The sequence below is a fragment of the Nostoc sp. genome, from assembly GCF_036917135.1.
Lineage (GTDB): Bacteria > Cyanobacteriota > Cyanobacteriia > Cyanobacteriales > Nostocaceae > Nostoc.
Genome location: NZ_JBALEA010000009.1, coordinates 1 through 12,345, shown reverse-complemented (window position 1 = coordinate 12,345; position 12,345 = coordinate 1). Strand labels below are relative to the sequence as shown.

Sequence of the window (12,345 nt, the reverse complement as noted above, 5' to 3'; positions counted from 1 at the left end):
GTCAAGAGGCAAATATTACCTAATTCGTTCCCATATTATGGGTTTCAGTGGGGCGATCCCTATAATGGCGCAATTGCGATCGTTGCAGTGCCTCCCAAGTCTAATTCCAGTGGTTTTGTCTTGACAGCGATCGGCCTCTGGTCTGTTATTAAACTGATATAATCTGATCTATGTTTGATAATGTCTGCAAGTTTCTCGCAGAGTCATTTTCTAGCGACTTTGCAACTTGGCTACTCGGTGAACCAATAACTCTTACCCAACTTAGTCCATCTGAATTATCTCTTGAACCCATCCGCGCCGATGCACTAATTTTCTTGCAGTCCGATGAAATTATCCTCCATCTCGAATTCCAAACGACACCTAAAGCCGATATTCCCTTTCGGATGAGTGATTATCGTTTACGGGGGTATATAAAATTTCCCCATAAGCGAATGCGTCAGGTAGTTATTTACCTAAAACCAACCGATTCTGAGCTAGTTTATCAAACGGAATTTGTTCTAGAAAATAGCCTCCATAGATTTGAAGTAATTCGACTTTGGGAACAGCCAACCGAAGTATTTTTCAATTCTCCGGGTTTGCTACCGTTTGCAGCTTTAAGTCAAACCAACGATCAAACGCGAACTTTAGAAGAAGTTGCCCAAGTTATTGAAGCACTCAACGACACCCGAATCCGCAGTAATGTTGCTGCATCAACAGCAGTATTAGCTGGGCTAGTATTAAATAAAGACGTGATTAAAAGAATTTTGCGGAGTGATATTATGCGCGAATCTGTAATTTATCAAGATATTCTGCAACAAGGGCTTGCACAAGGATTAGAACAAGGTATTGAACAAAAAGCTCAAGATATTGCCATCAAAATGATTAATAAAGGTATCAATCTGGAAATAATTGTTGATGTCACAGGTTTAACTGTCGAGCAGGTTCAAAAATTACAGGCTAACACAGAAGATACTCAAACTGAGTGATATGCGTGAATCTGTGATTTATCAAGATATTCTGCAACAAGGGCTTGCACAAGGCGATCGCTCTTGTTAATCCCATTATCAACAAAACACCTATAAATTCGATAGGATCAATATTAAGAGATTAATATTTAATCATATTTATAATGTCTTATAGTGACTTCTCGCTGTCAAAAGTCAAACGCGACTTTAACTTAACTACGGTTGAAAATGGACGGTTTTTACCCGAAACGCAGTCCATAGAACCTAGTTTTTACCTCAAAGAAGCACTAAGCGAAGGACTACCACTAGCAACAGCAACTGGTTCAGAAAAAGCTCGTTCAGAGTTAATTATTAGTCCAATCCTTGTAGAAGTTCGGAAAATTCTCGAACGCAAAGTCAGCTTTTTTTCAGGTGAAGATTTTACCGTCGCACCGGAACTAGGCTTAAGTGGAGTGTGTGATTTTTTAATTAGCCGCTCACCCGAACAAATATTTATTGAAGCTCCTGCGATCGTAATTATTGAAGCGAAAAAAGGTGATTTAAAACCTGGCTTAGGGCAATGTACAGCAGAAATGATTGCCGCGCAAAAGTTTAATGAAATCAATAATATACCGATTAAAACAATTTATGGTAGCGTCAGCACTGGTACCGCTTGGCGATTTTTGAAATTAGAAGGGCAAACATTGAGTATTGATTTGAATGATTATAATGTTCCGCCAGTGGAAATACTATTGGGAATGTTAGTTTGGATGGTGCGGGAAGGTTGAAGAACAATGCAGAATTCAAGTTAGTTAAAATTACTCAAGCGATCGCACGAAAATTAGTGCGTATTTTTGCGGTTGTCAGTATATTTCAAAATAAGGCATTTTGAAAGCAGTAATTTTGTCAAAAAGCTTTTTAATTGGGATTCTGAATCATGACAAATAATACCCAAGTTACAACAGATTAACTCTATCATGTCTTTGTACCTTATCAAATAGCCAAGCAGGGTGGAACTCAAAAATTTACTTCTAGAACAGGAAAATATATGAAGTAAATATTCCAGCCAACTGTACAGAAGGAAGTCAAATCCGTTTAGACAAGACATCTTCTAGCTTTTTGAATAAAATCTCTGATTTGTTTTCACAAAAAACTGTGTTCAATCAAAAGTACAGTGTTATAACTCTGCATACCTTATTTGAGCAGAATGATAATATAGACAAAATGAGGAGGTGTTGGTCTAATGACTGGAGGATCTGCGCTAGTTGCATTTGGTGCAGGTCTTATTGCTTGGAAATTTCTGAAGGGAGATAAGAACGATCCGAAGAAGATTTTGAAACAGTTAGAAGCTAAACTTTATTCTTAGTTAACAAATTATAGAAATTAGGCGATGTCTACGACCACCTACGCCTAAGCATTTCGCCAAATAAAATACCAATTTTACAACCCGCACAAGCGGGTTTTGTTTTTTAGATAGGATAATATCTTTAAATAACTACTTAACGATTCAGATTTATTACGGAATATTTACACTTATGTGAGCTAACACTTTTATATAAAGTCAACAATTACAAAGAAATATTTCGTTTTTTATATCGATTTGTGTCAGATAGACGATAAAATGCCCATTGGGTAAGCGTTTTCTGATAAAAAACACATATTGCCTAAAGTTCACAAGTTAACTGTGGCTGATGATGCCGCTAGGAACTTCCAGTAGAGAACACGCATCAAAGGAGCCGAAGAAGCATGTTCACACACGTCAAGTCCACCATTAGACACATTGCGCCTGATAACTTACGCGGTCGTAGTTTAATCAAGGTGGTCTATGTCGTGCTTGAGTCCCAGTACCAGAGTGCTTTGTCGCAAGCGGTTCGCACCATTAACGCGAACAATCCCAACTTGGCGATTGAAATCAGTGGGTACTTGATTGAGGAACTCCGCGACCCCGAAAATTACGAGGAGTTTAAACGAGAAATTGAGAATGCGAATATCTTCATCGCTTCCCTCATTTTCATCGAAGACTTAGCACAGAAAGTAGTAGCAGCAGTAGAACCACACCGCGATCATTTGGACGTTTCCGTTGTCTTTCCCTCCATGCCAGAGGTAATGCGCCTGAATAAAATGGGCAGCTTTTCTCTAGCACAGTTGGGTCAGTCAAAAAGTGCGATCGCGCAATTCATGCGGAAACGCAAAGAAAAATCCGGTGCGGGATTCCAAGATGGAATGCTGAAGCTTTTGCGAACCCTGCCGCAAGTGCTGAAGTTCTTACCGATGGACAAGGCACAGGATGCCCGAAATTTCATGCTCAGTTTTCAGTATTGGCTAGGTGGTTCTCCAGAAAATCTGGAAAACTTCTTGCTGATGCTAGCTGATAAATATGTATTTAAAGGTTTAGAGAAACAAAATTTTGCACCTTCTACTTATGAACAGCCGGTGGTTTATCCCGATTTAGGGATTTGGCATCCTTTGGCTCCCAGTATGTTTGAAGATGTCAGAGAATACCTCAATTGGTATACAGCTCGTAAGGATATTTCTAGCGATCTAAAAGATCCCCTAGCTCCTTGTGTCGGGTTAGTATTGCAACGCACTCACCTAGTTACAGGGGATGATGCCCATTATGTCGCAATGGTGCAGGAGTTGGAAGCACTAGGCGCACGGGTATTACCTGTGTTTGCTGGTGGTTTGGATTTCTCCAAACCTGTGGATGCTTACTTCTACGAACCAATTACCAAGATACAGTTAGTAGATGCAGTGATATCGCTGACTGGTTTTGCTTTAGTGGGTGGCCCAGCCAGACAAGATCATCCCAAAGCAATTGAGTCACTCAAACGCTTAAACCGTCCTTACATGGTGGCGTTACCCTTGGTATTCCAAACCACAGAAGAGTGGATGGATAGCGATTTAGGGTTACATCCGATTCAAGTAGCTTTGCAAATTGCGATTCCTGAATTGGATGGAGCAATTGAGCCGATTATATTATCAGGTAGAGATGGGACTACAGGGAAAGCGATCGCACTCCGCGATCGGGTGGAAGCTGTCGCCGAACGCGCCTTAAAATGGGCGAACCTCCGCCGCAAGCCGAAACTAGATAAAAAAGTCGCTATCACCGTTTTCAGCTTCCCACCAGATAAAGGCAACGTCGGAACCGCCGCGTACTTAGATGTATTCGGCTCAATCTACGAGGTAATGAAAGCCCTCAAAAATAACGGCTATGACTTGCCGGAATTACCAGAATCAGCCGAAGCATTGCTGCAAGAAGTCATTCACGATGCACAGGCGCAGTACAACAGCCCAGAACTGAACGTTGCTTACAAAATGTCCGTTCCTGAGTATGAGGCGCTGACCCCCTACTCTCACCGTCTAGAGGAAAACTGGGGCCCACCTCCTGGACATCTCAACAGCGACGGACAAAACTTGCTAATTTATGGTAAGCAATTCGGTAACGTTTTCATCGGCGTACAACCCACATTTGGTTATGAAGGCGACCCGATGCGGCTGTTGTTCTCCCGTTCAGCTAGTCCTCACCACGGTTTTGCAGCTTACTACACTTACCTAGAGCAAGTTTGGAAAGCTGATGCTGTACTGCACTTTGGTACACATGGTTCCTTGGAATTCATGCCAGGTAAACAGATGGGGATGTCTGGTGATTGTTACCCAGATAACTTAATTGGCTCAATTCCCAACCTGTATTACTACGCAGCTAATAATCCGAGTGAAGCGACAATAGCCAAACGCCGGAGTTATGCCGAAACAATTTCTTACTTGACACCGCCGGCAGAAAATGCTGGTTTGTATAAAGGTTTGAAGGAACTCAGCGAGTTAATTGCTTCCTACCAAACCTTAAAAGATAGTGGACGCGGCGTTTCCATTGTCAACAGCATCATGGATAAATGCCGAATCGTGAATCTGGATAAGGATATTAACCTGCCAGAAACCGATGCCAGAGACATGAGTGCCGAAGAGCGGGATAATATTGTTGGCAACGTTTACCGCAAGTTGATGGAAATCGAGTCTCGGTTGTTGCCTTGTGGGTTGCACGTCATTGGTAAACCGCCAAGTGCAGAAGAAGCGATCGCAACTCTCGTTAATATTGCTAGTCTAGATCGTCAGGAAGAAGGACTTCAAGGCTTACCGGGAATTATCGCTAATAGCATTGGGCGTAGCATTGATGATATTTACCAAAGTAATGACAGAGGCATTTTAGAAGATGTCCAGTTATTGCAAGATATCACCTTGGCAACCCGTGCAGCAGTTACCGCCCTTGTCCAAGAGCAAATCGACGCTGAAGGACGAGTTTCTCTAGTTTCCCGGTTGAATTTCTTCAACATGGGTAAAAAGGAACCTTGGGTAGAAGCATTGCATAAAGCAGGTTATCCCAAAGTTGACACCGCAGCCTTAAAACCCCTACTTGAGTATTTGGAATTCTGCCTGCAACAAGTTTGTGCCGACAACGAACTAGGAGCATTACTCAGAGGCTTGGAAGGTGAATACATCCTACCCGGCCCTGGTGGCGATCCCATCCGCAACCCGGATGTATTGCCCACGGGTAAGAATATCCATGCTTTAGATCCGCAATCCATCCCCACAACAGCAGCAGTCCAATCAGCCAAAATTGTCGTAGACAGGCTTTTGATCCGTAACAAGTCTGAAAATGATGGAAAATGGCCAGAAACCATCGCTTGCGTCCTCTGGGGAACCGATAACATCAAAACTTACGGTGAATCACTAGCACAAATTATGTGGATGGTGGGTGTGCGTCCAGTTCCCGATGCCTTGGGACGGGTGAACAAGTTGGAATTGATATCTTTAGAAGAGTTGGGACGCCCCAGAATAGATGTAGTAATCAACTGTTCTGGTGTATTCCGCGACTTGTTCATCAACCAAATGAACCTGCTAGACCAAGGGGTGAAAATGGCGGCGGAGGCAGATGAACCCTTAGAAATGAACTTTGTTCGGAAACACGCTTTGCAACAAGCTGAAGAAATGGGGATTAATCTGCGTCAAGCAGCGACGCGCGTTTTCTCCAACGCTTCTGGTTCCTACTCGTCAAATATCAACTTGGCGGTAGAAAACAGCACTTGGGATAGCGAAGCCGAGTTGCAGGAAATGTATCTCAACCGGAAATCCTTCTCTTTCAATTCCGATAACCCCGGAATTATGGACGAATCCCGGCAGATTTTTGAAAGTACATTGAAAACTGCTGATGCAACTTTCCAAAATTTGGATTCTTCCGAGATTAGCTTAACGGACGTTTCCCATTACTTTGATTCAGATCCTACTAAGTTAGTTGCAAGTCTGCGGGGTGATGGTAAAAAACCAGCATCTTATATTGCAGATACAACCACAGCTAACGCCCAAGTGCGGACATTATCAGAAACCGTGCGTTTAGATGCGCGTACCAAATTGTTAAATCCCAAATGGTACGAGGGGATGCTGTCTCACGGTTACGAAGGTGTGCGCGAACTCTCCAAGCGGTTGGTGAATACAACAGGTTGGAGTGCGACTGCTGGCGCTGTGGATAACTGGATTTACGAGGATACTAACGAAACCTTCATCAAAGATGAAGAAATGCAGAAACGGTTGTTGAACCTTAATCCCCATTCTTTCCGCAAGATTGTATCAACTTTGTTGGAAGTGAATGGACGCGGTTATTGGGAGACTAGCGAAGATAATTTAGATCGTCTGCGCGAGTTGTACCAAGAAGTTGAAGACCGGATTGAAGGGATAGACTAGGATTACATGGGCAGGCTTTATGCCTGCCTTAGCAATGAGATAAGGTTAAAAAATGAAATATAAATGATTCAAACATTTCAAAAAAAAGCATTAGAAAATTTGTTTAGAGAAAATTTTAATCAAGGAGTTCCTGCAAACTTAGAAAAGAAAATTAGAATCAGACTTGAAGTTATAGACTCAGCCTTAATTGTAGAAGATATTAAATTACCGGGTTATGATTTGCATGAATTAAAAGGAGACAGGAAAGGAACTTGGTCAATTAAGGTATCAGCAAACTGGCGTATAACTTTTAAATTTGAAGATGGCGATGCTTATGATGTTAATCTGGAAGATTATCATTAAGTCCTGTGTTAATATGATCTTAATTGGCTAGACAATGCTAAATAAGGTTGACCAAATTATTAAGTAAGAAGTATTAATTATGGATAATTGGCAAGATATTACTGATACTAGATTAGTAAGACCAATACATCCTGGTGAAGTAATTGCAGATATTTTAGATGATTTAGATATTAATACCGCAAATTTTGCAGAAATTTTAGGAGTATCTAATCAAACAATTGAAGAAATTATTAATGGTCAAAGGTCAATTACAGTAGATATAGCAATACGTCTTGGTAAAGCTTTAGGAAATGGCCCAAGACTTTGGCTTAATCTTCAGCAAAAAGTTGATCTTTGGGATGCTTTGCAAAGCCATAAAGAAGAATATGAGCAAGTTATGACATTGGTTTAGAAGAAATTATGAAGAATTATTTTTTGAATAATTGAAATTTACAGCAATTTTCAGGTAAATGAACCGAATTTTTAAATCTCACACATTCGCCGTTAGGCGTTCACGCAGGGTAGGCACAAAGGAAAAAAGAGATTCATTGATGGTGTATCTAAATAAAACACAATATAACTGTACAACCCAGGATAGTCATTTATTTTCCTATTTATGACAGAGCATTAGGTTGCTGTGTTTTTGTTAATTTATAATAAATTATACGTTATTAAAAGCAATTATCTAGTAATTTTACGCATACCATTTAATTAATAGAGTGTAATTCTCAATGACTTTTAATGGTAATGCTTCTTTGAAAACAGATAATAAGGAAATATCCTATAAAATCAACCCTTCTCATAGAAGAAGTGGAAATCCTAACAAATCTATATGGACTATTACACAAGATGAAGAAATTACTTGTTTTCAATTAGCTCTTTCAAAAGGTTGGTTGGAGGAAAAAACAGGTTGGGGAATTAAGCAGAATCAAATAGGTAAATTAGAACAAATTGGTTTATCGCCACTACAAGAAGCTTTAAAAATAGCCAAATTTAGAGATGATAGTCAAACTAAAGAGTGGCATGGTCATCCTGCTGATTACCAGAATAATCAACAAGATAGACCTTCTACAAAAATTTTGCAAATTTGGAGAAACGACGGAATAATTGCCAAGCATCATATCACAAAAATACGGAGTGGTAAACAATGCAACCTTTAAAGCTCATAATTGAAGGTGACTTTTGGGATTGTCAAATATATAGAAATCGGCTTTATTTGTGGTACATGGATGGTTCTGTAGGTGTGTATCGTTGGGATGACATCATCAGTTCAATTTTTAAGGATCAAATAGATAATTTTCTTGTAAAAAGTGCTTTTATAGAAGGTGATTATTTATATAAACTAAATAACCAGCCGATATTAAATGATCCAGAAATTAAAAATCTATTTTTAAAGAAAATTCAAAAGTTATCAGCTAAAAATTTGTTAATCTCAAATAAAAAACTAAGAAAATTTGAATATTCCAGACAGGATAATATTGCTAATGATTTACCTACTGATACAGAAATTTATAATAACACCTTGTTTGTGATTACCGATTCGGGCTTAATTGCTAGTGCAATTCACCGTCAGCACACAAAATATGGTGTTAGTACACGTTATCAAAAGCTGTGGGATTGTCCGCTTTTATCAATTAGCGCATCAAAAAATACCATAGGTATGGCAGCAGGAGATGAAGGTGCTTTTGAACTACATCTTAATAACTATAGCTATGGAATTGAATCACTTGGTCTTGAAGAAGTTGATAACAAAGTTTACAGAATTAGCGATAGGCATTCTTCGTTAGTAAATTGGGCTTTTGCAAGCTTATATATTTCCTCTTATGCTTCCTCAGGCTTTCTTGCAGCTTTTGGCTGGAATAAAAATAAAAACATTAATATCGAAAGCAGAAATAGGGATTTTAAAAGAATCATTCCTGATACAGAAGTATTTAAAAAATCAGGTTTTAGCTGGGGTTGCCAAGAGAAAATCTATATGGCTAATTCTAATCGTATTGATGTTGTTCACTACACCCAGTCAAAAGTCTCTAATGATAATAAAGGTGCTTTTTCATTATTGGAACCTTTTTCAAATGATTCAATTCCAGGTAAAGTAATTAGTGCTGGTACTGCTTATTTTGGCGTGATTGTAGAATATGATGAGTCATTAACTGTTTTATGTAGCGATAAAAAAATTATAAATTTTTATGAGCCTGTAGTTCGTTGGAGAGTTTACCCTCGTTCAATTAGATATGAAAATCATCTTCACGTTATCTATGAAGATAGATTGGAAATTTACTCTTTTAATCATGATTATTTCATTAAGCAAGAAGACAAAGTTATGGGTATTCAGTATAAAGAGAAAAGAACTAATAAGAATAATAGATAAATATAACAATTATATAAATATTTACTTATTTAAAAAGGTGGATATATGCAAAATCTCGTTGTAAATGCAGGGAGGCGCAATTTTGGAAGTCTAAGAGGCGATCGCCTTCTTTTTGAGGTTTTCTGCAAAGCGATCGCTCATTTTTGGACAACAGGCGATTGCTTTGTTTTTGAGGTTTTCTGTAAGGCGATCGCGTTCACTCTTCCACAACAGTGATCACTTTGTTTTTGAGGTTTTCTGCAAGGCGATCGCACCATCAGGTATCAAATCAGATGGAGCGTTCAATTTGATGGACAAAATCTTGTCCGCTATATTTAAGGTATACCAGTTTCTTCCTCACTCCAAGTTAATACCATGGATATCACAGCTACTTTGAACGAAATTGCAACTCTCAGTGTTGAAGATAGAATCCGTCTTGTACAGGCAATTTGGGATACCATCGCAGCAGAGCAAGTTTACCCTGATTTAACCGATACACAAAAGCAAGAGCTTGATCGTCGAATAACTGATTACGATTCAAATCCAGACAATGTGCTGACTTGGGAGGAAATCAAAGCATCAATTAAGGGGCAACAATGAATTATGTCCTGGTGTTTCGCCCAGAGGTTCGAGAAGAACTCAATGAGGCGTACAGTTGGTACGAGAGTCAAAAACCCGGTCTGGGTGATGAGTTTTTAGACTGTGTAGACGAGACGGTGAATCTAATTTGCCAGATGCCAGAATCCTATGCAGTTACCTACCGTGATGTTAGACGAGCAATAGTAAGACGATTTCCCTATGCTGTGTACTATCGAATTGTTTCGAGTCGAGTAATTGTCACAGCAATTTTTCATGGTCGCAGAGATCCAAAATCTTGGCAGATGCGAACCTAACAGTGCAATTTAGTGGACAGACGAAAGCCGCTACGAGTCTACGCTTTGTTTTTGAGGTTTTCTGTAAGGTGATCGCCTACAATGCCATCATACAATCAGCGATCGCTTCTATATTAAATTTTATGGGAATATTCAAGTTGAAATTTTTCTATGGATGCGTTAACTATCAACTTTGCTCCTGTTCTTCAAATAACAGATGAGCAATTCTTCCAGTTATGTCAGATAAATGAATTAATCAGATTTGAGCGTAATGCTGATGGCACATTGCTACTAATGCCTTTAGTTGGAGGTTTAACCAGCAATCCCAATGCTAATTTAACTGCTCAACTTGGAGTGTGGAATCGTGATGAGTCAGTAGGTATAGCTTTTGGTTCTTCGGTTGGATTTATTTTACCAAATGGGGCAGTGCGATCGCCTGGCGCATCTTGGTTAAGACGTGACAGATGGGATTGTCTCACACAGGAGCAAAAAGAGAAATTTCCGCCTGTATGTCCTGATTTTGTAGTGGAATTGCGTTCTGATACTGATTGTTTAAGAAGGCTACAAAATAAAATGCAAGAGTACCGAAAGAACGGTGCTAGATTAGGTTGGTTAATTGATTTAGAAACTCGGCAAGTAGAAATTTATCGCTCCGGTAGAGATGTTGAAGTGCTGCAATCTCCTGCTAGTTTATCAGGAGAAGATGTGCTATCGCAATTTGTGCTTAATCTTAAAGATATATGGTGAATTGATTAAAATACAAAGTGCGATCGCTTTATTTTTGAGTTTTTCTGAAAGGCGATCGCTCACTCTTGCACAACAGCGATCGCTTTGTTTTTGAGATTTTCTGCAAGGCGATCGCACATAGGCTTGTTATGAAGTTTTGAGATGGTTGAATCCTCAATTACAGCGTTCAATTTGATGATTATTTGCCGCAATGAAATTATACAGCCGTTCCGCAGCTCCAAATAATTATGGATCTTATTTAATCCTCATTCCTAAAGTGCAATCCTCATACTCAAATCCAACCACTTCGACTGAGTAATCGGCGCACTGCTCGAAATATAGTCAACACCCGTTTCCGCCACAGCGCGAATCGTTTCCAAAGTCACATTCCCCGAAGCTTCAATTTTCACCCTGCTATCCTGCTGGCGAATCAACTGTACCGCCTGACGCATCATATCCAAAGGCATATTGTCCAACATAATAATGTCAGCCTTGTGTTGCAAAGCTTCTTTCACCTGCTTTAAACTTTCCGTCTCTACCTCTATAGTCAAGGGATAAGGAATTTGAGAACGAATACGGGTAACAGCTTCTCCAATTCCCCCAGCCGCCGCAATGTGATTATCCTTAATCATCACCGCATCATCCAACCCCATACGGTGATTAATCGCCCCACCCAAAGCAGTCGCGTACTTTTCCAACAGTCTCAGCCCTGGTGTAGTTTTACGCGTATCCACCAACTGAGCAGGTAAATCAGCAATTTTCTCTATATATATATTAGTCAGCGTCGCAATTCCACTCAACCGCATGGCCAAGTTGAGCGCGACTCGTTCCCCCATCAGCAGTGCATCCAGCGAACCATGAATTTCAGCTACCACCTGTCCCGGCTCACACCATGCACCTTCAGCCGCCACCGCCACAAAGCTGACTTTCTCATTCAAAATCTGAAACACCCTAGCAGCAACAGGTAAGACAGCAATAATCCCAGAAGCCTTAGCGATCCATTTCGCAGAGCCTAGCGTCACATCTTCTACTAGTAGAGTATTTGTAGTGCGATCGCCCCTGCCAATATCCTCCATCAACCAGCCACGCAACAGTGGATCTAAAACCAACCAGGGCGGCAAAACAGCAGAATTCCTCACAACTTTAATTGCTTCCTTAGTGACATCCAGCAATACTATAGCCTAAAACCCTTACTATCTAAGGCTTTGATAGTGACGAAGAAACAATCCCAAAATTATTTTGGAAAAAGTAGTTGACACAAAGAGATGTGTTCGCTATATTGAATAAGTGCCTGAAGCGAAGCGAACGAAAGCGACGCCGAAAGGGATACCGAACCTTGAAAATATTATAGTTTGAAAGCGATTATACAGCAAGTGGATTGCGTCAAGCAAATAAAGATAACTAAGCTGAAGTTAAAAAAGAG

Annotated in this window: 12 protein-coding genes; 11 read left to right on the top strand and 1 reads right to left on the bottom strand. The window is 40.0% G+C overall.

The window, feature by feature from the left end; all coding sequences use genetic code 11:
- Nucleotides 1–170: 170 nt before the first annotated feature.
- From V7K50_RS01835 to V7K50_RS01785, 11 genes are all read left to right on the top strand, one after another.
- Nucleotides 171–965, top strand: coding sequence for an Rpn family recombination-promoting nuclease/putative transposase (locus tag V7K50_RS01835; protein WP_334956704.1), 795 nt, complete (start codon nt 171–173; stop codon nt 963–965).
- 143 nt (nt 966–1,108) lie between these two features.
- Complete coding sequence (locus tag V7K50_RS01830) at nt 1,109–1,711, top strand: hypothetical protein (protein ID WP_334956702.1); 603 nt, start codon at nt 1,109–1,111, stop codon at nt 1,709–1,711.
- 455 nt (nt 1,712–2,166) lie between these two features.
- On the top strand, nt 2,167–2,289 hold the full coding sequence (locus tag V7K50_RS01825) for a hypothetical protein (RefSeq protein WP_334956700.1): 123 nt from the start codon (nt 2,167–2,169) through the stop codon (nt 2,287–2,289).
- Between the two features lie 380 nt (nt 2,290–2,669).
- A complete protein-coding gene (locus V7K50_RS01820) occupies nt 2,670–6,656 on the top strand; it encodes a magnesium chelatase subunit H (RefSeq protein WP_334956698.1) in 3,987 nt (1,328 codons plus the stop codon).
- Nucleotides 6,657–6,719: 63 nt separating this feature from the next.
- Nucleotides 6,720–6,998: a type II toxin-antitoxin system RelE/ParE family toxin gene (locus V7K50_RS01815; RefSeq protein WP_334956696.1), complete on the top strand. Its 279-nt coding sequence runs from the start codon at nt 6,720–6,722 to the stop codon at nt 6,996–6,998.
- Between the two features lie 79 nt (nt 6,999–7,077).
- Nucleotides 7,078–7,389: a HigA family addiction module antitoxin gene (locus tag V7K50_RS01810; protein ID WP_334956694.1), complete on the top strand. Its 312-nt coding sequence runs from the start codon at nt 7,078–7,080 to the stop codon at nt 7,387–7,389.
- A gap of 319 nt (nt 7,390–7,708) precedes the next feature.
- The gene (locus tag V7K50_RS01805; RefSeq protein WP_334956692.1) at nt 7,709–8,137 is read left to right on the top strand and encodes a hypothetical protein; all 429 of its coding nucleotides are present in this window, start codon (nt 7,709–7,711) and stop codon (nt 8,135–8,137) included.
- A complete protein-coding gene (locus tag V7K50_RS01800) occupies nt 8,125–9,345 on the top strand; it encodes a hypothetical protein (RefSeq protein ID WP_334956690.1) in 1,221 nt (406 codons plus the stop codon). The genes V7K50_RS01805 and V7K50_RS01800 overlap by 13 nt, the downstream gene beginning before the upstream one ends.
- Nucleotides 9,346–9,699: 354 nt before the next feature.
- On the top strand, nt 9,700–9,924 hold the full coding sequence (locus tag V7K50_RS01795) for an addiction module protein (protein WP_334956688.1): 225 nt from the start codon (nt 9,700–9,702) through the stop codon (nt 9,922–9,924).
- The gene (locus V7K50_RS01790; protein WP_118170840.1) at nt 9,921–10,217 is read left to right on the top strand and encodes a type II toxin-antitoxin system RelE/ParE family toxin; all 297 of its coding nucleotides are present in this window, start codon (nt 9,921–9,923) and stop codon (nt 10,215–10,217) included. The genes V7K50_RS01795 and V7K50_RS01790 overlap by 4 nt, the downstream gene beginning before the upstream one ends.
- A 150-nt stretch (nt 10,218–10,367) precedes the next feature.
- The gene (locus tag V7K50_RS01785) at nt 10,368–10,943 is read left to right on the top strand and encodes a Uma2 family endonuclease (protein ID WP_334956685.1); all 576 of its coding nucleotides are present in this window, start codon (nt 10,368–10,370) and stop codon (nt 10,941–10,943) included.
- 251 nt (nt 10,944–11,194) lie between these two features.
- On the opposite strand, the gene nadC is transcribed toward V7K50_RS01785, so the two are convergent.
- Nucleotides 11,195–12,061 carry a carboxylating nicotinate-nucleotide diphosphorylase gene (gene nadC / locus V7K50_RS01780; protein WP_334956683.1) on the bottom strand — a complete coding sequence of 289 codons (867 nt, stop codon included), beginning with the start codon at nt 12,059–12,061 and terminating at the stop codon, nt 11,195–11,197.
- Nucleotides 12,062–12,345 lie beyond the last annotated feature (284 nt).

Excerpts from the sequence above, each read along its gene's own strand:
- V7K50_RS01830 (WP_334956702.1), top strand. The coding sequence starts at position 1,109 with ATGTCTTATAGTGACTTCTCGCTGTCAAAAGTCAAACGCGACTTTAAC.
- V7K50_RS01805 (WP_334956692.1), top strand. The coding sequence starts at position 7,709 with ATGACTTTTAATGGTAATGCTTCTTTGAAAACAGATAATAAGGAAATA.
- V7K50_RS01790 (WP_118170840.1), top strand. The coding sequence starts at position 9,921 with ATGAATTATGTCCTGGTGTTTCGCCCAGAGGTTCGAGAAGAACTCAAT.
- V7K50_RS01835 (WP_334956704.1), top strand. The coding sequence starts at position 171 with ATGTTTGATAATGTCTGCAAGTTTCTCGCAGAGTCATTTTCTAGCGAC.
- V7K50_RS01785 (WP_334956685.1), top strand. The coding sequence starts at position 10,368 with ATGGATGCGTTAACTATCAACTTTGCTCCTGTTCTTCAAATAACAGAT.
- V7K50_RS01825 (WP_334956700.1), top strand. The coding sequence starts at position 2,167 with ATGACTGGAGGATCTGCGCTAGTTGCATTTGGTGCAGGTCTTATTGCT.
- V7K50_RS01815 (WP_334956696.1), top strand. The coding sequence starts at position 6,720 with ATGATTCAAACATTTCAAAAAAAAGCATTAGAAAATTTGTTTAGAGAA.
- V7K50_RS01800 (WP_334956690.1), top strand. The coding sequence starts at position 8,125 with ATGCAACCTTTAAAGCTCATAATTGAAGGTGACTTTTGGGATTGTCAA.
- V7K50_RS01810 (WP_334956694.1), top strand. The coding sequence starts at position 7,078 with ATGGATAATTGGCAAGATATTACTGATACTAGATTAGTAAGACCAATA.
- V7K50_RS01820 (WP_334956698.1), top strand. The coding sequence starts at position 2,670 with ATGTTCACACACGTCAAGTCCACCATTAGACACATTGCGCCTGATAAC.
- V7K50_RS01795 (WP_334956688.1), top strand. The coding sequence starts at position 9,700 with ATGGATATCACAGCTACTTTGAACGAAATTGCAACTCTCAGTGTTGAA.